The organism is Frigoribacterium sp. VKM Ac-2530 (assembly GCF_015350835.1).
Classification (GTDB): domain Bacteria; phylum Actinomycetota; class Actinomycetes; order Actinomycetales; family Microbacteriaceae; genus Frigoribacterium.
On sequence record NZ_JADKSE010000001.1, the window covers coordinates 1,141,320 to 1,163,183 of the forward strand.

Annotated in this window: 21 protein-coding genes and 1 tRNA gene; 5 read left to right on the top strand and 17 right to left on the bottom strand. The window is 72.2% G+C overall.

All coding sequences use genetic code 11. From position 1 onward, the window contains the following. Positions 1 to 49 precede the first annotated feature (49 nt). From ITJ48_RS05340 to ITJ48_RS05360, 5 genes are all read right to left on the bottom strand, one after another. Positions 50 to 499 carry an Rv3654c family TadE-like protein gene (locus tag ITJ48_RS05340; protein ID WP_228506206.1) on the bottom strand — a complete coding sequence of 150 codons (450 nt, stop codon included), beginning with the start codon at positions 497 to 499 and terminating at the stop codon, positions 50 to 52. Next, positions 496 to 837 carry a TadE family type IV pilus minor pilin gene (locus tag ITJ48_RS05345; RefSeq protein ID WP_194612705.1) on the bottom strand — a complete coding sequence of 114 codons (342 nt, stop codon included), beginning with the start codon at positions 835 to 837 and terminating at the stop codon, positions 496 to 498. The genes ITJ48_RS05340 and ITJ48_RS05345 overlap by 4 nt, the downstream gene beginning before the upstream one ends. A 6-nt stretch (positions 838 to 843) precedes the next feature. Continuing rightward, positions 844 to 1,110, bottom strand: coding sequence for a DUF4244 domain-containing protein (locus ITJ48_RS16615; protein WP_194612706.1), 267 nt, complete (start codon positions 1,108 to 1,110; stop codon positions 844 to 846). A 107-nt stretch (positions 1,111 to 1,217) separates the two neighbouring features. Beyond that, positions 1,218 to 2,180: a type II secretion system F family protein gene (locus tag ITJ48_RS05355; RefSeq protein WP_194612707.1), complete on the bottom strand. Its 963-nt coding sequence runs from the start codon at positions 2,178 to 2,180 to the stop codon at positions 1,218 to 1,220. Next, positions 2,177 to 3,292, bottom strand: coding sequence for a TadA family conjugal transfer-associated ATPase (locus ITJ48_RS05360; protein ID WP_194612708.1), 1,116 nt, complete (start codon positions 3,290 to 3,292; stop codon positions 2,177 to 2,179). The genes ITJ48_RS05355 and ITJ48_RS05360 overlap by 4 nt, the downstream gene beginning before the upstream one ends. Positions 3,293 to 3,681: 389 nt before the next feature. Between ITJ48_RS05360 and acs the strand changes: the two genes are divergently transcribed. Then, entirely contained in the window at positions 3,682 to 5,667 is a 1,986-nt protein-coding gene (gene acs, locus ITJ48_RS05365; RefSeq protein ID WP_194612709.1) for an acetate--CoA ligase, read from the top strand. Between the two features lie 65 nt (positions 5,668 to 5,732). Here the strand turns inward: acs and ITJ48_RS05370 are convergent, their stop codons facing one another. Beyond that, positions 5,733 to 6,212: a RidA family protein gene (locus tag ITJ48_RS05370; protein WP_194612710.1), complete on the bottom strand. Its 480-nt coding sequence runs from the start codon at positions 6,210 to 6,212 to the stop codon at positions 5,733 to 5,735. Then, positions 6,212 to 6,370, bottom strand: a complete 159-nt coding sequence (locus tag ITJ48_RS05375; RefSeq protein ID WP_166644750.1) for a hypothetical protein — start codon at positions 6,368 to 6,370, stop codon at positions 6,212 to 6,214. The genes ITJ48_RS05370 and ITJ48_RS05375 overlap by 1 nt, the downstream gene beginning before the upstream one ends. 50 nt (positions 6,371 to 6,420) lie before the next feature. Here ITJ48_RS05375 and ITJ48_RS05380 point away from each other — a divergent pair, with 50 nt between their 5' ends. The 3 genes from ITJ48_RS05380 to ITJ48_RS05390 all read left to right on the top strand — a co-directional run bounded on the left by ITJ48_RS05380 (position 6,421) and on the right by ITJ48_RS05390 (position 10,087). Then, complete coding sequence (locus ITJ48_RS05380; RefSeq protein ID WP_194612711.1) at positions 6,421 to 8,973, top strand: transglycosylase domain-containing protein; 2,553 nt, start codon at positions 6,421 to 6,423, stop codon at positions 8,971 to 8,973. Beyond that, the gene (locus ITJ48_RS05385) at positions 8,970 to 9,920 is read left to right on the top strand and encodes a metallophosphoesterase (RefSeq protein ID WP_194612712.1); all 951 of its coding nucleotides are present in this window, start codon (positions 8,970 to 8,972) and stop codon (positions 9,918 to 9,920) included. Before ITJ48_RS05380 ends, ITJ48_RS05385 begins: the two co-directional genes overlap by 4 nt. A 93-nt stretch (positions 9,921 to 10,013) precedes the next feature. Then, positions 10,014 to 10,087 (top strand) — tRNA-Pro (locus ITJ48_RS05390). A 175-nt stretch (positions 10,088 to 10,262) separates the two neighbouring features. Here ITJ48_RS05390 and ITJ48_RS05395 read toward each other — a convergent pair. The 9 genes from ITJ48_RS05395 to ITJ48_RS05435 form a co-directional block, all read right to left on the bottom strand. Beyond that, positions 10,263 to 10,868, bottom strand: coding sequence for a thymidine kinase (locus ITJ48_RS05395; protein WP_194612713.1), 606 nt, complete (start codon positions 10,866 to 10,868; stop codon positions 10,263 to 10,265). Next, positions 10,868 to 11,617 (bottom strand): response regulator, encoded by a 750-nt coding sequence (locus ITJ48_RS05400; RefSeq protein WP_123546650.1) that lies wholly within the window; start codon positions 11,615 to 11,617, stop codon positions 10,868 to 10,870. The genes ITJ48_RS05395 and ITJ48_RS05400 overlap by 1 nt, the downstream gene beginning before the upstream one ends. Further along, complete coding sequence (locus tag ITJ48_RS05405; RefSeq protein ID WP_194612714.1) at positions 11,604 to 12,752, bottom strand: hypothetical protein; 1,149 nt, start codon at positions 12,750 to 12,752, stop codon at positions 11,604 to 11,606. Before ITJ48_RS05405 ends, ITJ48_RS05400 begins: the two co-directional genes overlap by 14 nt. Continuing rightward, entirely contained in the window at positions 12,749 to 14,110 is a 1,362-nt protein-coding gene (locus ITJ48_RS05410) for a sensor histidine kinase (protein ID WP_194612715.1), read from the bottom strand. The genes ITJ48_RS05405 and ITJ48_RS05410 overlap by 4 nt, the downstream gene beginning before the upstream one ends. Positions 14,111 to 14,271: 161 nt before the next feature. Then, entirely contained in the window at positions 14,272 to 15,384 is a 1,113-nt protein-coding gene (locus ITJ48_RS05415) for an Rv2578c family radical SAM protein (RefSeq protein ID WP_194612716.1), read from the bottom strand. 95 nt (positions 15,385 to 15,479) lie between these two features. Continuing rightward, entirely contained in the window at positions 15,480 to 16,970 is a 1,491-nt protein-coding gene (locus ITJ48_RS05420) for a malate:quinone oxidoreductase (RefSeq protein WP_194612717.1), read from the bottom strand. A gap of 101 nt (positions 16,971 to 17,071) precedes the next feature. Then, complete coding sequence (locus tag ITJ48_RS05425; RefSeq protein ID WP_194612718.1) at positions 17,072 to 17,752, bottom strand: SGNH/GDSL hydrolase family protein; 681 nt, start codon at positions 17,750 to 17,752, stop codon at positions 17,072 to 17,074. A 44-nt stretch (positions 17,753 to 17,796) separates the two neighbouring features. Beyond that, on the bottom strand, positions 17,797 to 18,852 hold the full coding sequence (locus ITJ48_RS05430) for an aspartate-semialdehyde dehydrogenase (RefSeq protein WP_194612719.1): 1,056 nt from the start codon (positions 18,850 to 18,852) through the stop codon (positions 17,797 to 17,799). Positions 18,853 to 18,918: 66 nt separating this feature from the next. Beyond that, a complete protein-coding gene (locus ITJ48_RS05435; protein WP_194612720.1) occupies positions 18,919 to 20,184 on the bottom strand; it encodes an aspartate kinase in 1,266 nt (421 codons plus the stop codon). Between the two features lie 201 nt (positions 20,185 to 20,385). On the opposite strand from ITJ48_RS05435, the gene ITJ48_RS05440 reads away from it, so the two are divergent. Beyond that, positions 20,386 to 21,195: a DUF1206 domain-containing protein gene (locus ITJ48_RS05440; RefSeq protein WP_194612721.1), complete on the top strand. Its 810-nt coding sequence runs from the start codon at positions 20,386 to 20,388 to the stop codon at positions 21,193 to 21,195. A 67-nt stretch (positions 21,196 to 21,262) separates the two neighbouring features. Here ITJ48_RS05440 and recR read toward each other — a convergent pair whose 3' ends face one another. Then, positions 21,263 to 21,862, bottom strand: coding sequence for a recombination mediator RecR (recR, locus tag ITJ48_RS05445; protein ID WP_133737854.1), 600 nt, complete (start codon positions 21,860 to 21,862; stop codon positions 21,263 to 21,265). Between the last annotated feature and the right edge of the window lie 2 nt (positions 21,863 to 21,864).

Here is a 21,864-nt window from a genome sequence, read left to right on the forward strand (position 1 = left end):
CGTGCGCTGCCGACAGGCACACCATACACACACCCTCCGGCGCACCGGCTCACGGCCCGGGACCCGTCAGGCCCGGTGCGGACGGCGGCGGTCCCGCCGTCGCCGAGGCGCGAACGGCGACCCCGAGGAGGGGCGCCGACCCCGTCACGACGACCGTCACGACGAGCCCGTCGACGTGGCAGGAGGAGAGCTCGACGGTGTTCGCCCGAGCCAGCGACGCCGCCAGGGAGCACGGCCCGCCTCCGCCCGTGACCAGCCCGGCAGCAGCGTCCGCGGCGGCCAGGGCGGACGCGTCCGCGGCGCCCGCCACCCTGCTGCGCTCGGCGAGCGCCTGGGTCCCCGCGAGGGCCGCCGCGGCCAGGACAGCGGTCAGGACGACGACCGAGACCGAGAGGACGGAGGCGCTGCCCGCGTCGCCGGGGTCGGTCCGGCCCGCCGCGGCCGTCCCTTCTCTCCGCCTCGTTTCTTCTCTCCGCCCCATGTCTTCTCTCGGCCTCATCCGCCGGCCGTCGGCGCGCAGCTGCGGGCCCGCAGGGTGACGACGCCGGACAGGGGCCCCAGGGAGACGGCCCTGTCCACCGTGAGGCAGACGATCGAGCCCTCGACGGACGAGCTGCTCTCGGCGCCCGGCGCCAGCGCGGCCAGCGTCCCCGGGACGGAGTCGACGTCGCCCCTCGCCGTCTGCCGGGCGGCCACCGCGGCGGCGTCGGCCAGCCGGACGGACTGCGCTGAGGCTCCGACCGCGCCGACGGCCAGCGCGACGACCACGAGGACGGCGGGCAGGACGACCGCGAACTCGGCCGTGACGCTCCCGGTGTCGGGGAAGACCCTTCTCATCGTGTCTCAGCCGACCGACAAGGCCGAGCGCACGAGGTCGCTCAGGACCCCGCGCACCTCGTCGGAGCGCATGATAACGACCAGGAGCCCCGCGAAGCCCACGGCGGCCATGATCACGATCGCGTACTCCGCCGTGGCCGCGCCGTCCTCCGACAGCCACCGCCTCCTGGTCGAGGAGGTGCGGTCGGCCCGCCCGGCAGCGGGGATGGGGACGGCCGGGAAGGTGCGGACGGCGGTCGTGGTCGTGGTCGTGGTCGTGGGGATCGTGTTCATGTGCTGCTCTCTCTGGTCGATGGCGACCACGTGTCGTGGTCGGGAGCGAGTCTCCGTCGACGGGGAGCGCCGCCGCCGACCGCACCGCGCCTCCTGGGCACGGACGGTCAGAGGACCTCCGCTGTGGAGGAGAGGAGCGCGACGACGAGAGGGACGACTCCCACCACGAGGAACGCGGGCAGCACGCAGATCCCCAGAGGCAGCATCAGGGTCGATCCCAGCCTGGACGCCGCGGACCGCGCCGCCGTGGTCGCGTCGAGACGGCGCTCCGCGGCCGCCGCGCGCAGCAGCGCGCCCGCCGGGGCTCCCGCCCGCCGCGAGAGCTCCAGGACCGCCTCCCCGCCCCCGTCGTCCTCGGCGCCGGCTCCCGGACACTCCCGACAGGCCTCGTCGACGAGGTCGAGTCCGCCCTGCCAGGACCCGCCCCCGGAGACGGCCACGGCCAGGAGCTCGAGGCGGAGACCCGGCACGGAGGCGCTGGGGACGGCCGAGCGGACCAAGCGACCGTTCCAGGCACGAGCGGCGAGCACGAGCGCTCCTCCGGTCCCGAGACAGCCCCACCCCACCGGGCTGCCGAAGAGCACCGAGGCGGTGTCGAAGCCGAGCCCCAGGGAGAAGAGGAGACCGACCGGGGGGAGGGCGAGGACGATCCGCCCTGTCGAGCGCGGGCCGCTCAGCGCCACCTCCACCTCGCGTCGAGCGGCGTCGGCCTGGCGGAGGGCGGCCACGAAGCTGCCCAGGCACTCGGAGAGCGGAGCTCCGCTCCGTTCCGCCACGTACCAGGCGCAGGCGACCTGGGCCCACTCGACCGCGTGCCGTTCCCCGTCCCCGGCCGTGCCGAACGGCCGGTGCTCGAGGGCCTGCCGCAGCGACGCCGACACGGGGACGCCCTCGTCCGCGGAGCGGCCGACGTGCGAGGCCACGGCACGGACGGCCCCGTCGGGCTCGGCCTCGCCCACGTGCCTCCAGGCGGACGCCGGCGTGACGCCGGCCGAGAGGAGGACGGCGAGCCGATCGACCACGGTCGCCGCGGGGGTGGGCGGAGGCCGACGACGGCCCCGCCCGGTCATCGGCCCCGTCGGCCGCCGGCGTCGGCGCGGACGAGGCCCTCCCGGGCCGTGAGCTCGCCCGACGCCGACGTGCCGAGGCTGCCGATGACGGCCAGCCGCCGCCGCCCGCCCGCCCTGTCGAGGTGGAACACGGCGTCGAGTGCGCTGACGGCCTGGCGGGCCAGGGCCGCCGGCGCGAGGCCGGCGACCGCCCCGAGCGCCTCGAGGCGGGCAGGGACGTCCGCCAGGCCGTTCGCGTGCAGGGTCCCGGCCCCGCCGTCGTGTCCGGTGTTCAGCGCCGACAGGAGGTCGCGGACCTCGACCCCCCGGACCTCCCCCACGACGAGGCGGTCGGGACGCATGCGGAGCGCCTCCCGCAGCAGCCGTGCGAGGTCGACGCCGCCCACCCCCTCGAGGTTCGGCTGGCGGGCCTCGAGCGAGACCACGTGGGGATGGACGACGCGGAGCTCGGCCACGTCCTCGACGGTGACGATGCGGTCGCCGGGCGACGCCGCCGACAGCATGGCCGCCAGGAACGTGGTCTTGCCGGTCCCTCCCGCGCCCGTGACGAGCACGTTGGCTCGTCGGTCCACGCACGACCGGACGACGCCCTCGTCGGCGTCGGCGAAGAAGCCGGCCCGGCTCAGGTCGTCGAGCGTCGGGGGCACGACCCGCGGGAAGCGGATGGACAGCGCCGTGCCCGACGTCGAGATCGGCGGCAGGACGACGTGCACGCGCACGCCGCCCGGGAGCCGCACGTCGACGCACGGGCTCGCTTCGTCCACGTGGCGCCCGCCTCGGGCGACGAGCCTCACGGCGAGGTCGCGCACGGCCGCCTCCGAGAGGTGGACCCTCGCCTCGGGGCGCGCGCCGCCTCCCCGGTCGACCCATGTGCCCGCCCCGCCGGTGACGAAGACGTCCGTCACGTCGGGGTCGTCCAAGAGAGGGGCGAGCGCCCCCAGCCACGATCTGTCGACCGACGATCCGTGTACCCCGTTCGCGCCCCCTGTACCCCACCGCGCGGAGGCGCCCGGCGGTACCGCCGCCACGAAGCGGCCGGGCTCCGAGGGGAGGGTGACGAACGGGTGGTCGGGGGTGAGGCCCGGGGCGGGGGCAGCAGGGGGTCCGGTCATGCCCGGACACTAGCCACGCGGCACGAACGAGACAGACAGGGCTGTGCGTTCTTGGGGAACGGGGACCAGGCAGTGCGCTCCGGGGAGGGATCACCCGGATGGTCGTCGCACGATCGACGGGCGAAAAAAGAGGGGCGGCACCAGTTGGGGGGAACTGGTGCCGCCACGGCAGCGCTGGATCGGGGGGAATCGCTCGCGCTGCACACCGGGGTTGAATCCGGACTCGTCCACTGTACCCCACGGAGGCAGACCGGTGCCAGCGTCGCGACCGTGTCCGGTCCGCGCGCTTCGCTCTCCGGCCAGGCCCCCGCCCGAGCGACGACGCGGCCCGGAGTAGTCTCGCTCGGGGCGCGAGGCGCCCGCAGCCGCAACGACGCGAGAGGACGACGATGGTCGACCGCCAGGACACCCCCACCCGCACCGCCACGGACGAGGAGGTGGCGCAGTCCCCCTCCCCGGCCGCCTTCCCGCCGTCGCCCGAGTTCGCCGCTCGTGCCGTGGCCGGACCGGAGCTCGTCGAGGCCGCCGCCGCCGACCGGCTCCTCTTCTGGGGCGACCAGGCGCGCCGGCGGCTGTCGTGGGACGTCGAGCCGACGGAGACCCTCGACTGGTCGGGAGCCCCCGTGGCCCGCTGGTTCGCCGACGGCCGCCTCAACGTCGCGTACAACTGCCTCGACCGGCACGTCGAGGCCGGGCACGGCGACCGCGTCGCGCTCCACTGGGAGGGCGAGCCGGGCGACAGCAGGTCGGTCACCTACGCCGAGCTCACCGCCGAGGTGAGCAGGGCCGCCAACGTCCTCACCTCGATGGGCGTCGTGGCCGGCGACCGCGTCGTCATCTACCTGCCCCAGGTGCCGGAGGCGGTGGTCGCCATGCTCGCCGTGGCCCGGCTCGGCGCCGTCCACAGCGTGGTCTTCGGCGGATTCAGCGCCGAGAGCCTCCGAGCCCGCATCGACGACGCGCAGGCCGTCCTCGTCATCACCGCCGACGGCGGGTGGCGGAAGGGCTCCGTTGCCCCCCTCAAGCCCGCCGTCGACGCCGCGCTCGCCGTCGGGGGCGAGTCCAGCGTCCGCGACGTGCTCGTCGTCCGCCGCGGCGGGAACCACGTCGAGTGGATCGACGGGCGTGACCGGTGGTGGCACGAGGCGCTCGAGGGCGCCTCCGACCAGCACGAGCCCGAGTCGTTCGAGGCGGAGCACCCCCTCTTCATCCTGTACACGAGCGGGACCACCGGCAAGCCCAAGGGCATCCTGCACACCTCCGGCGGCTACCTGACCCAGGTCGCGACCACCCACGCGACCGTCTTCGACCTCCGTCCGGAGACCGACGTGTGGTGGTGCACCGCGGACGTGGGCTGGATCACGGGCCACAGCTACGTCGTCTACGGGCCGCTCGCCAACGGCGCCACCCAGGTGCTCTACGAGGGCACGCCCGACTCCCCCGCGCCGGGCCGGTGGTGGGACATCGTCGAGAAGTACGGCGTCTCGCTCTTCTACACGGCGCCCACCGCGATCCGCGGCTTCATGAAGGCGGGCCGCGAGATCCCCCAGGCACGCGACCTGTCGTCCCTGCGCCTGCTCGGGTCGGTGGGCGAGCCGATCAACCCGGAGGCGTGGCTCTGGTACCGGGAGGTCATCGGCGCGGGCCGGACGCCGATCGTCGACACCTGGTGGCAGACGGAGACGGGGGCGATCATGATCTCCCCGCTGCCCGGGCTCACGTCGACCAAGCCGGGTGCGGCGCAGACGCCGCTGCCGGGCGTCACGGTGGACGTCGTCGACGACCACGGCACCCCGGTGGCCGACGGGGAGAGCGGCCTGCTCGTCGTCGCCGAGCCCTGGCCGTCGATGCTGCGGGGCATCTGGGGCGACCCGGAGCGCTACGCGGAGACGTACTGGAGCCGGTTCGGCGACCGCTACTTCGCCGGCGACGGCGCACGCCGGGACGAGGACGGGGACATCTGGCTCCTCGGGCGCGTGGACGACGTCATGAACGTGTCGGGCCACAGGCTCTCGACGGCGGAGATCGAGTCGGCGCTCGTCTCGCACCCCATCGTCGCCGAGTCGGCCGTGGTGGGCGCGGCGGACGAGACCACGGGCCAGGCCGTCGTGGCCTTCGTCGTGCTGCGCAACAAGAAGAAGAAGACACTCACCCCCGAGGAGGCGGCAGTCGCCCTCAAGGCGCACGTCGCGCACCAGATCGGCGCGATCGCCCGGCCCCGCTCGATCGTGCTCGTGGACGAGCTGCCCAAGACGCGCTCCGGCAAGATCATGCGGCGCCTCCTCCGCGACGTCGCCGAGGGACGCGAGGTCGGCGACACGACCACGCTCGCCGACTCGGCCGTCATGACGGTGATCTCGGCAGAGATGCGCTGACGGACGAGGCCCCGCGACGCGACGCCGGCCCGGCGGTCGTCCCGGGGCCTCGTGCCCGCCCGCGATCAGGAGGTCGGTGCGACCTCGAGCAGGAGCTCCACCTCGACCGGGGAGTCGAGGGGCAGGACGGCGACGCCGACGGCGCTCCGCGCGTGGACGCCGACGTCGCCGAAGATCTCGCCCAGCAGCTCGGACGCCCCGTTGAGGACGCCCGGCTGCCCCGAGAACGCCGGGTCGGACGAGACGAAGCCGGTGACCTTCACGACCCGTACCACGTCGTCGAGCGAACCGAGCACCGAGGCGGCGGCGGCGAGGGCGTTGAGGACGCAGGTCGCGGCGAGCTCACGGGCGAGGGCAGGGGCGACGAGCCCCGGACCGTCGCCCACCTTGCCGACCACGGGCAAGGCGCCGTCAACGAACGGCAGCTGGCCCGCCGTGTAGACGGACGTCCCGACCCGGACCGCCGGCACGTAGACGCCCGCAGGGGCCGCCACGGTGGGGAGGACCAGGCCGAGCTCGGCGAGGCGGTCGTCGACGCGGGCCACTAGGCCTCCTGCTTCTGGCGCTTCAACCAGGCGACGGGGCCGCCCTCTGGGCCCTGCGTCACCTGGACCAGTTCCCAGCCGTCGCTCCCCCAGTTGTTCAGGATCGCGGTGCTGTTGTGCACCATGAGCGGCGTGGTCATGTACTCCCAAAGGACCATTTGTGGTTCCTGTCAGCTCGGATGTCGGCGGTGTCACTTACCCTGATCTTATGTCTGCCCAAAAATCGAAGCCCACGTCCGTCATCGGGGCGCTCTTCGGGTTCGTCGGCTTCAGCGTCCTGGCCGGCCTCCTCGTCACCATCGGCGTGACCCCCGCCATCGCGGTCGCCGGCATGACGGCCTCGAGCACGATCGGGGTCTTCGAGTCGATCCCCGAGTACATCGAGATCGGCAAGCTGCAGCAGCGGAACACGCTCTACGCGAAGCAGGGCGGGCAGGACGTCCCCTTCGCCACGCTCTACAGCGAGAACCGCGTCGAGCTCAAGTGGGACCAGGTCTCGCAGTCGCTCAAGGACGCGGTCGTGGCCGGTGAGGACCGTCGGTTCTACGAGCACGGCGGCGTCGACGTCACCTCGCTCGTCCGTGCCGGGGTCGGCTCACTGGGCGGCGGCGAGCTCGGCGCGAGCGGCGGTGGCTCGACGCTCACGATGCAGCTCGTGCGCAACATCCGCATCGCGCAGTCGCAGCTGATCGCGGACCCCGACGAGCGGGACGCTGCCTACAAGGACGCGATCAAGACCACGATCGATCGCAAGCTCGAGGAGATGAAGTTCGCGATCGGGCTCGAGAAGAAGTACACGAAGGACGAGATCCTCCTCGCGTACCTCAACATCGCCTACTTCGGCGACCAGACCTACGGCGTGCAGGCCGCCGCACAGCACTACTACAACAAGGACGCGAGCGACCTCTCGAACCAGGAGGCCGCGAGCCTCATCGCCATCGTCCAGTACCCGGACACCCGCAACCTCTCGACGCCGGAGAAGTACGAGGGCAACAAGGCGCGTCGCGACGTGATCCTCAAGTCCATGTACGCCGAGGGCTTCATCGACAAGGAGACGGAAGAGGTGTCGCTGGCGACCGACGTCGCGAGCTACGTGGTGCTCACGGCACCCACCCAGGGCTGCGCGGCGGTCACGGCACCCGGTGCCCAGTACTTCTGCGACTTCGTCAAGAAGAACATCAAGAACCTGGCCGTCCTCGGCTCCACCGAGGAAGAACGTCTCTCCAACTGGAACACGGGCGGGCTGAACGTCTACACGACGCTCGACCTCGACCTGACGTCGAACGCCAAGAGCCAGCTCGACCAGTGGGCACCTGCCAGCGAGACCCGCGTCCGTCTCGGCAGCGTCGTCGACTCCGTCGAGGCGGGGACCGGTCGCGTCGTCGTCATGACGCAGAACACGACCTTCTCCGAGCTCGACAACGGCGACCGCACGCAGACCTCGGTGAACTTCAGCACCGACCGCGACTACGGCGGGTCCACCGGGTTCCAGCCCGGCTCGACCTTCAAGCCCTTCACGCTGATCGACTGGATCGAGCAGGGTCACGGCATCACCGAGTCCGTCGACGCCACACCCCGGACCTTCTACCTCAAGGCCGACGGCCAGCGGCAGGCTGGCTGGGCGCCCAAGAACGACGACGGCTCCAAGCCCGGTCAGATGGCAGTCACGACCGCTACGGCACAGTCGGTCAACACCGCGTACGCGTCGATGGCGTCCAAGCTCGACCTGAACGACATCCGCGACGTGGCACAGCGCCTGGGCGTCCACCGTGCAGACGGCGGCGAGATCAGCAACTTCCCGTCGTCCATCCTCGGCACGGCCGACGAGATCGCCCCGCTGACGATGGCCACGGCCTATGCAGCCATCGCGGCCGGCGGCAAGTACTGCGCGCCGATCGTGGTCGACAACATCGTGAACGACGACGGCGTTGCCCTCGGCGGGCAGGCCCAGGAGTGCTCGCAGGCCGTCGAGCCCGAGGTGGCCGCGGCCGCCGCGAAGGCGATGTCCGGCCTGTGGTCGAACGGGACCGGACGAGGCGCCCTCCCCGGCGACGGCATCGAGGAGATCGGCAAGACCGGCACGACCGACAAGAAGGAGTCCATCTGGATCATCGGCGCGACGACGAAGCTCGCGACCGCGATCTGGCAGGGCAACTGGACCGGCCCCAAGGTCAACCTGCGTTCCATCGGGTCGCCGATCAAGGGAGGCAACTACGCCGCCACCCGAGCGCAGCTCTTCAAGGCGGTGCAGACGGTGAACAACACGGTGTACCCGGGCACCGACTTCCCTGAGGCCAACTCGCGGCTCGTGCGCGGATCCGGCGTCTCGGTCCCCGAGCTCTCCGGCAGCAGCGTGAGCGCGGCACAGACCATGCTCAAGGGACTCAACCTCGTCTACGCCGACGGCGGCACGCAGCCGTCTGCGCTGCCTGCCGGCCAGGTGGTGGCGAGCGACCCGGTCCCCGGGACGGTGCTGTCCAAGGGAGCCACGGTGACGGTGTTCACGAGCGACGGGTCCGGCGCCGCCGCGATCCCCGACGTCCGGGGGCAGAGCATCGCCAACTCCAAGACGGCGATCGCCGCGGCCGGCTTCTCGGCCGACAAGGTCGCCGTGACCGGGTTCGCCGCGGGCGACGGGAAGAACCAGTGTCGCGTGGCAGCAACGGACCCCGCCGCCGGGACCTCCGTCGCGAAGGACTCCGCGATCGGGCTCACCCTCTACGGCAACCCGCAGGGCGCCGACCCGGGCGGCTGCAAGTGACGCCTCTCCCCCTCGGCAGGGCGACGGCCGCGACCGCACTGGCGGGCGCGGCCGTCGGCCTGGGTGCCCTCGCCTGGGGCAGCCTCGTCGAGCGCAACCGCTTCACCGTCCGGCACGAGGTGCTCAACGTCCTCGAGGCCGGCTCCCGCCCGCTGACGATCCTGCACCTGAGCGATCTGCACCTGGCTCCGTGGCAGACCGAAAAGCAGGAATGGGTCCGTGGACTGGCCGTGTACGAGCCGGACCTCGTCGTCAACACGGGCGACAACATCGGGCACGTCGACGCCCACGCAGCCCTGGAGCACACCCTCGAGCCGTTCCGCGGCGTGGCCGGTGTCTTCGTCAACGGCTCGAACGACTACTACGGGCCGGTCCCCAAGAACCCGTTCGCCTACTTCGGCGGTCCCAGCGGCGTGACCCGGGCCCCCACTCCCCTCGACATCGGCCGGATGGAGTCGTTCTTCGCCGACCTCGGGTGGCTCGACCTCAACAACGCCGCCCGGGCGATCGAGATCAGGGGGTCCCGTCTCGAGCTGTTCGGCGTGAACGACGCCCACCGTGGCTGGGATCGTCTCGACCGCCTCCCCGGGGCGCTCGACGACCTGCGCGAGAACGTGCGCTGGCACGACGACCGACGAGGACCTGACCCCATCAGCATCGGAGTCACCCACGCGCCCTACCAGCGCGTCCTCAACTCGTTCGTCAACAACGGGGCCGACGTCATCTTCGGAGGGCACACGCACGGCGGCCAGGTCCGGGTGCCCGGCTACGGCGCGCTCGTCACGAACTGTGACGTGCCCCGTGGCAAGGTCAGCGGGCTCAGCACCTGGAGCCACGCGCGCAAGACCGCCCACCTCGAGATCTCTGCCGGCCTCGGGACGTCGATCTACGCACCAGTCCGCTTCGACTGCCGCCCTGAGGCGGTCGTCCTGACGCTCACGGCCTGACGAGGGCTCACGGGGTCGGGTGGTGCGAGCGGGTCCAAAGATCCGCTATCCTTGTCAGGTTGCTCCACTCGGCCCTCGGGCCGAGCGACACCTCGGGGTGTGGCGCAGCTTGGTAGCGCGCCTCGTTCGGGACGAGGAGGTCGTGGGTTCGAATCCCGCTACCCCGACGAAAAATGGCTGGACCCTTCGGGTCCGGCCATTTTTCTTGTGCCTGCTGGTGGGGCGGTCCCCGCCCGCCCCACACCGTACGAAAAGGCCAGACCCTTCAGGTCTGGCCTTTCTCCTGTGCCTCTCGGTGGGGCGGTCCCCGCCCGCCCCACGACCACGTCTGCGCCCCCGGGGTCAGGCGAGACGGCCGTCGCTCTCGGCGAGGTAGCAGGCGGCGCAGAGCGACTCGTACGTGACCTCCCGCCCGTCGATGGCGACCTGGTCACCGTCGAAGACGAAGCGGTCGCCCACCTTGCGCGCGTTGAAGACCGCCTTGCGGCCGCACCGACAGATGGTCTTGAGCTCCTCGAGCGAGTGCGCCACCTCCAGGAGCCGGCGACTGCCCGGGAAGGCGATCGTCCGGAAGTCCGTCCTGATCCCGTACGCGAGGACGGGGACTCCCTCGAGGACGGCGATGCGCAGCAGGTCGTCCACCTGGACCGGAGCGAGGAACTGCACCTCGTCGACGAGCAGGCACGACAGGTCGGTCCCCGTCTCGGCCCGGACGCGCTCACGCGAGCGGCAGAACACCTCGCGCACGTCGTCGTCAGGACCGAACGTGACGTCCACGGGCCGGGTGACGCCCAGCCGGGAGACGATCGCGTCGTCTCCCTTGGTGTCGACGCGCGGCTTCGCCAGCAGGACGCGCTGGCCGCGTTCCTCGTAGTTGTACGCGGCCTGGAGCAACGCGGTGCTCTTGCCGCTGTTCATCGCGCCGTAGCGGAAGTACAGCTTCGCCACTACTGGAGGTAGCCGTCCTCCGCCGCACGACGGATCAGCTCTGACTTCTTGCTCGCAGGCCTGTTCGCCTTCGCGTACTTCTCGCGGACGCGACGGAGGTAGGTCTTCGCCGTCTCGTACTGCACGTTCATCTGGGCTGCGACCTCGTTGGTGCTGAAGCCGGACACGTAGAGGCGGAACGCCTCCGACTCGCCTGCGCTGAGCTTCGGGCGGCTCTGGTTCGCGGCACCCACCGGCAACGGGCGCCAGTCGCGCTGGGGCGACGCGTCACGAGCCACGCCCATGACCTGGCGGGCTGCGTCCATGACCTCGCGCATCGGCAGCGCCTTCGAGAGGAACGCCGACGCACCCGCGTCGAGCGCGCGCTCGCGCGACTCGCGCGTGTCGAGGCTCGACAGCACGATCACCTTGGCGCCGGCCGCCCGGCAGGTGCGGACCCGGGCCTCGATGGAGACCGGCTCCTTCAGCTGGAAGTCGAGGAAGACGAGGTCGGTGGGAAAGTTGTCGCTGTGCACGAGCTGGAGCCAGGTGTGCGCCGTGAGGACAAGGTCGAAGTCGTAGGCGTTGACGTTGATCCAGCTCGACAGGCTGTCGAGCAGGACCTCGTGGTCGTCGAGGATGGCGAGGCGGACGCGACGGGTGGCGGGCCCCTCGGAACCAGGCCCGACCGTGCTCCACGACGGGGCGGCGGCTGGCCGGCCGAAGCCCGGACGGAGGGACGAGCGGCCGCTCGGCTCAGTGCTGGTCATAAGAAAACCTTAGTGTCAGGAGGGGCGGGGCGGGATCGACCTGCAGGTCGTCGAAGACGATCCGCACGACGGCGAGGTAGGGCGCGAAACGGTGGCGGACTGCGGACTCGGACGAGGCGGTGGCGACGCTGATGCGGGCCTCGACCCGCTCCTCCTCGGCGTCCAGCCCCTGCTCGAGCTCGATGCGGACGGTGTCGGGCTGCACGGCGTCGCTCTCGCCGAAGGCGACGAGCAGGGCACGCAGCGACGTGCGGTGCGCGGACGTCATCCGACCAGCTGCCCGACCGACGTCGACGACGACCCCGGACACGCGGGTGGAGGGATCGGCCAGCACCTGCTCGAGCCAGCTCCGGTCCGCCTCGGCGACCATGGTGCTGCGGAGGTCGGCGCTGATGTGCCGAGCCCGCTCGACGTCCGCCTCCGTCACGACGCCCGCGGCGACGACCTCGCCGAAGAACGGCGCGACGTCGCGGTTGAGGATGGTCACCCGGTCCTGCTGCACGCTCCGGGCGACGCTCGAGCGGAACTCGTCGGCGCTGGCCTGACGAGCCGAGGAGGCGCCCGCGATCCAGCGCTCCACCAGGGTCGTGAAGGCGGCCGAGAACGACGCCCCGGCGAGCGAGAGCGCCAGCACCGGGGTCACGGCGACCACGACGAACACCAGGACGGGGACGTCGGTGAGGAACGCCTCGCTCTCGACGAGCACGATCGCCGTGAGGACCGCGGCGGAGACCAGCCCGGCGACCACGAGGTCGAGCGCGGGCCGGTACGGCGCCAGGCCGACGAGGAGGAGCCCGACGGCGAGGGAGGCCCAGTCGTCGCGGACCATGGAGTTGTGGCCGGCGGAGGCGACGGCGGCGAGGACGGCAGCGATCGAGCCCAGCACGACCACTCCCGCGACCGAGGAGCGGGTGAGCGGGGCCCGGAGCGGGCTCGACGCGAGCACCAGGACGACGCCGGCCGCCCCGAGCGCCGTGAGGGCCCCGACGGCGGCGACGGGCATCACGATCTCGTCGCGCGTGATCACGGTCGACACCGTCGCGTAGACGACGGCCGCCACCGCGGCGAGCGCCGTGACGGGACGGGAGCTGAGGGCGCCGAGCGGATCGACCTGCTGCGGGCTGCGGCGGTTCACGGTGCTCCCCCGCCGGCGGCGCGCGGCGCCAGGTCGACGGGGCCGGGATCGGCGATGACCGGGGCAGCCCCCGTCCCCGCACCGGGCGGGACGACCGGGACGACCGGTTCGGCCGGTGCGGCCGGTGCGATCGGGACGGCCGGCGCGGCCGGCGCGGCCGGCGCGGCCGGTGCGACCGGGACGCGGAGCATGACCGACGTGCCGCTGCCGGGAGACGACCAGATCTGAGCCGACCCGCCGACCCTGGCCGTCCTGGCCTCGACCGAGTTCTTGAGCCCGAGCCTGTCGGGCGCGGTCGTCGCGGCGTCGAAGCCGATCCCGTCGTCGATGATCATCACCGTCAGGTCGACGCCGTCGCCGTACACGACCACCTCGGCACGCTCGGTGCCGCTGTGCACGGCGACGTTCGTCAGGCACTGGGCCACGGCGAGGCCCAGGGCGCGGCAGACCGCGGGCGCCAACCGCGTCACGGCCCCGAGGTCTCCCGTGACGCCGACCTCGAGCCCGCCCTCGCGCGCCCGTGCGACGGCGTGGCCCAGCTCGGTGGTCGTCCAGTCGCCCGGCCCGGTCGTCGCCGAGGCCGGGGTGCCGGGATCGTCGACGAGCCACTCCTGGCCGACGAGCACCTCGAGGTCGGTGGCCATCGAGGCCGCGGTCGCCGGGTCGAGCGGGCCGGGCCCACCGGCCGCGATGGAGGCGAGGTGGTTCAGCACCGTGTCGTGCAGCAGTGCCGACGCCTGCTGCTCGACGTCGTGACGGATGGCCTGCTTCTGCTGGTCGAATGCCGCCCGGTGCAGGCTCGGCTGTGCACGGGCGACCCGTCCCCGTGCGAGCAGGGACGACGCCGCCGTCACGGACACGAGGAGCCACGCGAAGAGGACCGCGACGTCGAGACGCGGCGTCGCGCCGGTCTGCCAGGTCGCCAGCTGTGTGACGAGCTCCCCCAGGGCGAAGCCGGCGGTGGCCCAGAGCAGGCTGCCCCGCGAACGCAGCCCGCTGCCGCCGACCATGACGAGGGCGATCTTCGGCAGGGAGAGCGAGAAGGCGTCGGACGCCTGGACCGACGGTATCTGCGCGAACAGGGTCACGGCGTACCAGTAGAGGCACGCCGAGCCGATGGCGAGGTACGCGAGCACGGCGGTCGTGCTGCGGAACTTCTCGACGACGAAGAGCATGCCGAGCATCGGCAACAACGCCACGAGGGCAGGCCAGAGCAGGTACGACGGCTCGGCGACCTGGTTCACGATCAGGAGCAGGCCGGCACTCGCGAGGACGACGCTCGCGATGACGTGGCAGGCACGGGACAGCGCCCGGCCCACGGTCGGCGGGACGAGGTGTGCGGGGAGGCCGAGCAGCATGGCGGCCCCCTCCTGGTCGACGTGTCGGGCAGGACGATCATGCCAGAACGAGGACTCGTCCTGTACCCCGTTATCTAGGGTCACCCCGCGGGACGGGGCCGAGCCACCGGGGCGGCTGTGCCCCGACCCCGGGGACGGACGGACGACGAGCTCTGCCGCGGTCAGAACAGACGTGGCTGAGACGACCGCGCACCGCCCGGCAGCTCGTGGGCGATGAGCGACCGCGGCCGTCCGTCCGAGCCGAACCCGAGCGTGCCCCGGGCCGCCGCCGCGTCGTCGAGGGCGCTCGAGCGGGTGGAGCCCGTCGCTGGGTCGGCCGTGCCGTGCTCGAGCCCGTGCTCGGCCAGGAGGGGCCGCATGCGGGCTGCGAGCCACTTGCGGTAGCCGAGGGGCGCGTAGGTGCTCGTCGCGTACATGTCGCGGTACCGCGTGACGAGCTCGGGGTGCTCGCGCTCGAGCCAGGCGGACCACCACTCCTTGACGCCGGGCTTGAGGTGCAGGGCCGAGTACAGCAGGCTCGTCGCCCCGGAGGCGCGCACGGCCGCCAGGGCCCGGTGCAGGTGGTCGAGGTCGTCGGTCAGCCACGGCAGGACGGGCATCATGAAGACGGAGCAGCGGAGCCCCGCGTCGGTCGCCGCGCGGACGGTCGCGAGACGCGCGGCCGTGGTCGGCGTGCCCGGCTCGACCGACTGCTGGAGGTCGTCGTCGTGGATCGCGATCGACATCGCGATGTCGACCGGCACGTGCTGGGCCGCCTCGACGAGGAGCGGCAGGTCACGCCTCAGCAGGGTGCCCTTGGTCAGGATGCTGAACGGGGTGCCCGAGTCGGCCAGGGCCGCGATGATGCCCGGCATGAGCCGGTACTTGCCCTCGGCGCGCTGGTACGGGTCGGTGTTCGTGCCGAGCGCGACGGGGTGGCGCTGCCACGTCGGGCGACGCAGCTCTCGGGACAGCACCTCGGCGACGTTCACCTTGACGACGATCTGCCGGTCGAAGTCGTCGCCACCGTCGAGGTCGAGGTACTCGTGCGTCGGACGGGCGAAGCAGTAGACGCAGGCGTGGCTGCAGCCGCGGTAGGGGTTGATCGTCCAGCCGAAGGGCAAGGCGGAGTCGCTGCCCGGCACGCGGTTCAGGGCGCTCCTCGCGAGGATCTCGTGGAACGTCACCCCCGCGAACTCGGGCGTCGTGACCGAGGCGACCAGGTTCGACAGCTTGGCCAGGCCGGGCAGCGCCGACGAGTCGGTCGCCGTCGTCGCCTGTTCGCTCCACCTCATGACGAGAGTCGAACACATGTTCGATCGGACGTCAAGCCGGGAGCGGTCCGCGCCTCCTCAGCTCGGCTCGGCAGGCCGCGCGGCGGATCGAGCCGCTACGCGTGGATGCGCAGGGCCTCGGCGGTGGCCCCGAGCGTCGCGGCGGCGCGCGCCTCGTCGTCGGCGAGCTGGTCGCCGTAGGTCGGGACCATGCGGCGGAGCGTCGGGGTCCACCCGGCGATCCGGTCGGGGAAGCAGCGCTCGAGCACCGACAGCATGATCGGGACGGCGGTGGAGGCGCCCGGCGAGGCCCCGAGGAGGCCCGCGATCGTGCCGTCCGCCGCCGAGACGACCTCGGTGCCGAACTGCAGCACCCCGCCCTTCTTCCGGTCTTTCTTGATCACCTGCACGCGCTGGCCCGCGGTGATGCGGTACCAGTCGGCCGGGTCGGCGTCGGGCATGAACTCCCGCAGCGACTCGAACTTGCTGTCGCTGCTCGCCATCAGCTGGCCGACCAGGTACTTGACGAGCGAGAGGTTCGCCAGCCCGGCCCGGATCATCGGGTACAGGTTGTGCGGCCGGATCGAGGCGAAGAGGTCGAACCACGAGCCGTTCTTGAGGAACTTCGGACTGAAGCCGGCGTACGGCCCGAACATCAGGCTCGCCTGCCCGTCCACGACGCGGGTGTCGAGGTGCGGGACCGACATCGGGGGCGAGCCGACGGCGGCCTTGCCGTAGACCTTCGCGGCGTGCTTCGCCACGACGGCCGGGTCGTCGGTCCGGAGGAACTCGCCGCTGACGGGGAACCCGCCGAAGCCCTTGATCTCGTCGATGCCCGACTTCTGCAGCAGGTGCAGCGCGCCTCCCCCGGCGCCGACGAAGACGAACCGGGCGTCGACGCTCGTGGGCGTGCCGCCGACCTGACGGCGCATCGCGACCCGCCACGTGCCGTCGGCGAGCTTCGTCAGGCCGGTGACCCGGTGGTCGAGCTCGATGCGCGCCTCGTTCTCCTCGAGGTAGGTGAGCAGGAGGCGCGTGAGGCTGCCGAAGTCGACGTCGGTGCCGGCCTCGATGCGGGTCGCGGCGATCGGCTGGTCCTTCGCGCGGCCCAGGATGAGGGACGGGGCCCACGAGCGGATGACGGAGGCGTCGGTGCTGAACTCCATGCCGGCGAACAGCGGGTGGCCCCGCAGCGCCTCGTGCCGCTTGCGCAGGTACTCGACGTTGGCCTCGCCCCAGACGAAGCTCATGTGCGGCGTCGAGTTGATGAAGGCGGACGGCTCGGGCAGGGCGCCCTCGGCGACGAGGAACGACCAGAACTGGCGTGAGACCTGGAACTGCTCGTTGACCTTGACCGCGCTGCTCGTGTCGATCGTGCCGTCGGCGCGCTCGGGCGTGTAGTTGAGCTCGCAGAGGGCGGAGTGGCCGGTGCCCGCGTTGTTCCAGGGGTTGCTCGACTCCTGGGCGACGTCGCCCAGAGCCTCGTAGACCTGGATCGTCCAGGTGGGCTCGAGCTGCTTGATCATGGCGCCCAACGTGGCGCTCATGACGCCGGCCCCGATGAGGGCGACGTCGACGGGCTTCGTTGCCTTCGATGCTTCGGTCACGAGGTGCAGTCTAGGCGCGGCGTCTGGGTGCGGACCGGCGCCCGGCTCGACGACGAGCTCAGCGAGACAGCGACGGCGACGGCGACGGCCAGCCCGACCGCTCAGAGCCCGAGGGTCGTCAGCTCGGCGTCCATCCGCCGCGCCATCTCCGCGTAGCCCTGGTCGTTCGGGTGCAGCCCGTCCGCGGCCATCCACTCGGGGTGCCCCTCGAGCCACCGGGAGGCGCCCGGCACCCAGTCCGCGTCGACCTCGTCGGCCGCGTCGTGGACCCAGCCGCCGATGACGTCGACGCTCGCCGGTCGATCGTCGGTGTACCAGAACGGCTCGACGACGACGAGGCGCGCATCGGGCAGGGCGGACGCGATGCGGTCGAGGTCGTCGCCGATCTGGGCGTAGATCTCGTCGGCGCGGGCGTCGTACGAGAAGGAGTCGTTCAGCCCCATCGTGACGAACACGATGTCCGGCTCGGCGTCGATGACGAGGCCGGGCAGGTCGCCGCCCTCGAACGACGTGCGGTGGTTGACGAAGCCGAGCCCGTTGACGCTCGGGTTGTACTCGCGCCAGCCGCGCTCCTCGCTGACGATCGTCGACCAGCGGTGCGACTCATCGGACGCTCCCGTGCCGAGGGTGTACGAGTCGCCGTAGAAGGCCACGACCGGGCCGTCGCCCTCCGGGACCGCCGACGAGGCGGCCGGGCCGTCCGTGACGGGCCCGGCGCAGCCCGTCAGGACGGCGGCTGCAGCGGCGAACAGGGCGACGAGGCCGGGCACGAGACGGGTCATGCCCGGTCTTCGGAGCGACGGAGGCGCAGGTTCGGTGGCGGGACCTACGCCGTCGCGAGACGACTCGCCGCGACGATCTCGGCGATCTGCACGGCGTTCAGCGCAGCGCCCTTGCGGAGGTTGTCGTTGCTGATGAAGAGGGCGATGCCGCGGTTGCCGGGAACGCCCTCGTCCTGACGGACGCGTCCGACGAACGACGGGTCCTTGCCCGCGGCCTCGAGGGGCGTGGGCACGTCGGTGAGGACGACGCCGGGGGCGTCCGCCAGCAGCTCACGCGCCCGGGCGGCAGTGAGCTCGGTCGCGAACTCGGCGTTGATCGACAGGGAGTGGCCCGTGAAGACGGGGACGCGCACGCAGGTGCCGCTGACGAGCAGGTCGGGCCGCTCGAGGATCTTGCGGCTCTCGTTGCGGAGCTTCTTCTCCTCGTCGGTCTCGTCGAGGCCGTCGTCGACGATCGAGCCGGCGAGCGGGATGACGTCGAAGGCGATGGGGCGCACGTAGACCGCCGGCTGCGGCATCTGCACCGCGCCTCCGTCGTGGACGAGGCCCGCGGCGTCGCCCTCGAGAGCCGCGCGTGCCTGGCCGAGCAGCTCGTCGGCGCCCGCGAGGCCGCTGCCGCTGACGGCCTGGTACGTGCTGACGATCAGACGCTCGAGCGTCGCCTCGGCGTCGAGGACCTTGAGCACCGGCATCGCGGCCATGGTGGTGCAGTTCGGGTTGGCGACGATGCCCTTGACGGCCTGGTCGATCGCGTGGGGGTTGACCTCGCTGACGACGAGCGGCACCTCCGGGTCCATCCGCCAGGCGCTCGAGTTGTCGATGACGAGCACGCCGGCCTCGGCGAAGCGGGGGGCGTGCGCCCGGCTGCCGGTGGCGCCGGCCGAGAAGAGCGCGATGTCGAGCCCTCTCGGGTCGGCCGTCTCGACGTCCTCGACGACGACGTCGACGCCGCGGAACGGCAGGGTCGTCCCTGCCGAGCGCGCCGTGGCGAAGAAGCGGATCTCGGCGATCGGGAACTCGCGCTCGGCGAGCAGCTTCCGCATGACCTTGCCGACCTGGCCGGTGGCGCCGACCACGCCGACGCGCAGACCTTCAGACATCTCGTGCTCCTGGGGGTGGTGAGGGTGGGGGATGGTGACCGGGGAGGGTCGTCGCGGACGCGCCGGTCAGCGACCGGTGCCGCCCCAGACGACGGCCTCGACGTCGGCGTCGAGCTCGAAGGCCGTGTGGACGACCCGGAGGGCCTCGGCGAGGGTGTCGGCGCGCGTCACGACCGAGATGCGGATCTCGCTGGTCGAGATCATCTCGATGTTGATCCCGGCCTCGAACAGGGCGGTGAAGAGGCGGGCGGAGACGCCGGCGTTCGTGCGCATGCCGGCACCGACGAGGGCCAGCTTGCCGATCTGGTCGTCGTACTGGAGCGACTCGAAGCCGATCTCGGCACGGTCGGACTCGAGCGCGTTGAGGACGACCGACCCCTCGGACTTCGGCAGCGTGAACGAGATGTCGGTGCGGCTGGTCGACGCCGCCGAGACGTTCTGCACGATCATGTCGATGTTCGCGCTCGTCTTGGCGACGGTGCGGAAGATCTGGGCGGCCTTGCCGGGGACGTCGGGGACGCCGACGACCGTGACCTTGGCCTCGCTCAGGTCGCCCGCGACACCGCTGATGATGGGCTCTTCCACGTTCTCTCCCTCTTTCGGGTTGACGACCAAGGTGCCCTCGCCGTTGTGGAACGACGAGCGGACGTGCAGGGTGACGCCGTGGCGTCGGGCGTACTCGACGGCACGGATGTAGAGGACCTTCGAACCGGCGGCGGCGAGCTCGAGCATCTCCTCGCTCGTGATGCGGTCGAGCTTGCGGGCGCGGGGCACGACGCGGGGGTCGGCCGTGAAGATGCCGTCGACGTCGGTGTAGATCTCGCAGACGTCGGCGTCGAGGGCCGCGGCGAGGGCCACGGCGGTCGTGTCGGAGCCGCCCCGCCCGAGCGTCGTGATGTCGCCGGTGCTCCTGTTGAAGCCCTGGAAGCCGGCGACGATCGCGACCGACCCGGCGTCCAGCGCCTCGCGGATGCGGCCCGGCGTGACGTCGACGATGCGCGCCCTGCCGTGCTGGGCGTCCGTGATCATGCCGGCCTGGCTGCCCGTGTACGACCGGGCCTCGACGCCCTGGCTGCGGATCGCCATGGCGAGCAGGGCCATGCTGATGCGCTCGCCCGCGGTGAGCAGCATGTCGAGCTCGCGCCCGCCGGGCATCGGGGTCACCTCGGCCGCGAGGTCGAGCAGCTCGTCGGTCGTGTCGCCCATGGCGCTCACCGCCACGACGACGTCGTTGCCGGCCTTGCGCGTCTCGACGATGCGCTTGGCGACGCGCTTGATGCTCTCGGCGTCGGCGACCGAGGACCCGCCGAATTTCTGCACGATCAAGCTCACGGTGGCGACTCCAGGAGGTGGACGGAACGGGGCGGACAGGACGAGGAGGCGCTCGCGGTCGGGCTGGCGGCGCCTGCGTCCGACGATTCTAGGAGGTGCCCGGCCCGTGTGACGACCGGTCGCGACCAGCAGGGGGACGACCGCCTCCTCGTCCCCAGGGTCGGCCGGAGTGACGGCTCTCGCGACCTCTAGCGTGGGGGCATGACCGACGCCGTCGCGGACGCCCGCGGATCCGCCAGCCGCCTCCAGGACAGCCGCGCCCTCCGCACGCTCGCGCGGGTGGGCTTCGCGATGAACGGGCTGCTCCACGTGCTGATCGGCGGCATCGCCCTCGGCGTCGCGGCGGGCGGCGGCGGCGAGGCCGACCAGGGCGGTGCCCTCGGCCAGCTCGCCTCCCGCCCGGGCGGAGCCGTCGTGCTCTGGGTGGTCGTCATCGGGCTGTGGGCCCTCGGCCTGTTCCAGCTGCTCGAGGCCGCCTTGGTGCGGGGCGCCGACAAGGAGGCGTGGGCCGACCGGGCGAAGGAGGGCGGCAAGGGCGTCGCCTACCTCGCCGTCGGCGTCACTGCGTTCACTTTCGCCCGAGGCGGGTCGTCGGACAGCTCGGACCAGACCCAGAGCCTCAGTTCGCGCCTCATCGCGACGCCCGGCGGGGTCGTCCTGCTCGTCGTCCTCGCCCTGGCCGTCGTCGCGATCGGCGTCTACTTCGTCGTCAAGGGCCTTCGGCAGGAGTTCCGTGAGGACCTCGTCGTGCCGCCCGGGACGGCCGGCCGCGTGTCCGTGGCCCTCGGCGTCGTCGGGTACGTCGCGAAGGGCGTCGCGATCGCGGTCGTCGGAGTGCTGTTCGCCGTCGCGGCGATCACCGCGGACCCCGAGGAGGCGAGCGGGCTGGACGGGGCCCTCAAGGCGCTCGCGGGCCTGCCGGCCGGTGTGGTGGTGCTGTCGGTCGTGGCGATCGGGCTGATCGCCTTCGGCCTCTACAGCTTCGTCCGCGCCCGCCGCGCACGGCTCTGAGCCGCCCGGCCCTGAACCGGCGGCCCTGAACCGGCGGACCTGGGCCGCTCGACCCTGAGCCCCTCGACTACTCGGAGACGAGCCGGCGCCCCTCGAAGGCGCGCCCGAGGGTGACCTCGTCGGCGTACTCGAGGTCGCCGCCGACCGGCAGTCCCGACGCGAGACGCGTCACGCGCAGGCCGAACGGCGCGAGCATCCGCGACAGGTAGGTCGCCGTGGCCTCGCCCTCGAGGTTGGGGTCGGTCGCGATGATGACCTCCTGCACCGTGTCGTCGGCGAGGCGCTGGACGAGCTGGCGGATGCGCAGGTCGTCCGGACCGACGCCGTCGATCGGGCTGATGGCCCCGCCGAGCACGTGGTAGAGGCCGCGGAACTCGCGGGTCCGCTCGATGGCCTGGACGTCCTTCGCCTCCTCGACCACGCAGATGGTGGCCGGCGAGCGACGGGGGTCGCGGCAGATGGAGCAGCGCTCCTGCTCGGTGACGTTGCCGCAGACCTCACAGAACCGGACCTTGGTGCGCACGTCCACGAGCAGCTCGGACAGCCGCGTCGTGTCGTACGTCTCGGTCTGCAGGATGTGGAACGCGATGCGCTGCGCCGACTTCGGCCCGATGCCCGGGAGGCGGCCGAACTCGTCGATCAGCTCTTGGACGATGCCCTCGTACACGG

Bases quoted from the DNA above. Each gene is read 5' to 3' on its own strand.
- ITJ48_RS05340 (WP_228506206.1), bottom strand. From the start codon at position 499: ATGAGGCCGAGAGAAGACATGGGGCGGAGAGAAGAAACGAGGCGGAGA.
- ITJ48_RS05345 (WP_194612705.1), bottom strand. From the start codon at position 837: ATGAGAAGGGTCTTCCCCGACACCGGGAGCGTCACGGCCGAGTTCGCG.
- ITJ48_RS16615 (WP_194612706.1), bottom strand. From the start codon at position 1,110: ATGAACACGATCCCCACGACCACGACCACGACCACGACCGCCGTCCGC.
- ITJ48_RS05355 (WP_194612707.1), bottom strand. From the start codon at position 2,180: ATGACCGGGCGGGGCCGTCGTCGGCCTCCGCCCACCCCCGCGGCGACC.
- ITJ48_RS05360 (WP_194612708.1), bottom strand. From the start codon at position 3,292: ATGACCGGACCCCCTGCTGCCCCCGCCCCGGGCCTCACCCCCGACCAC.
- acs (WP_194612709.1), top strand. From the start codon at position 3,682: ATGGTCGACCGCCAGGACACCCCCACCCGCACCGCCACGGACGAGGAG.
- ITJ48_RS05375 (WP_166644750.1), bottom strand. From the start codon at position 6,370: ATGGTCCTTTGGGAGTACATGACCACGCCGCTCATGGTGCACAACAGC.
- ITJ48_RS05380 (WP_194612711.1), top strand. From the start codon at position 6,421: ATGTCTGCCCAAAAATCGAAGCCCACGTCCGTCATCGGGGCGCTCTTC.
- ITJ48_RS05400 (WP_123546650.1), bottom strand. From the start codon at position 11,617: ATGACCAGCACTGAGCCGAGCGGCCGCTCGTCCCTCCGTCCGGGCTTC.
- ITJ48_RS05410 (WP_194612715.1), bottom strand. From the start codon at position 14,110: ATGCTGCTCGGCCTCCCCGCACACCTCGTCCCGCCGACCGTGGGCCGG.
- ITJ48_RS05415 (WP_194612716.1), bottom strand. From the start codon at position 15,384: ATGAGGTGGAGCGAACAGGCGACGACGGCGACCGACTCGTCGGCGCTG.
- ITJ48_RS05425 (WP_194612718.1), bottom strand. From the start codon at position 17,752: ATGACCCGTCTCGTGCCCGGCCTCGTCGCCCTGTTCGCCGCTGCAGCC.
- ITJ48_RS05430 (WP_194612719.1), bottom strand. From the start codon at position 18,852: ATGTCTGAAGGTCTGCGCGTCGGCGTGGTCGGCGCCACCGGCCAGGTC.
- ITJ48_RS05440 (WP_194612721.1), top strand. From the start codon at position 20,386: ATGACCGACGCCGTCGCGGACGCCCGCGGATCCGCCAGCCGCCTCCAG.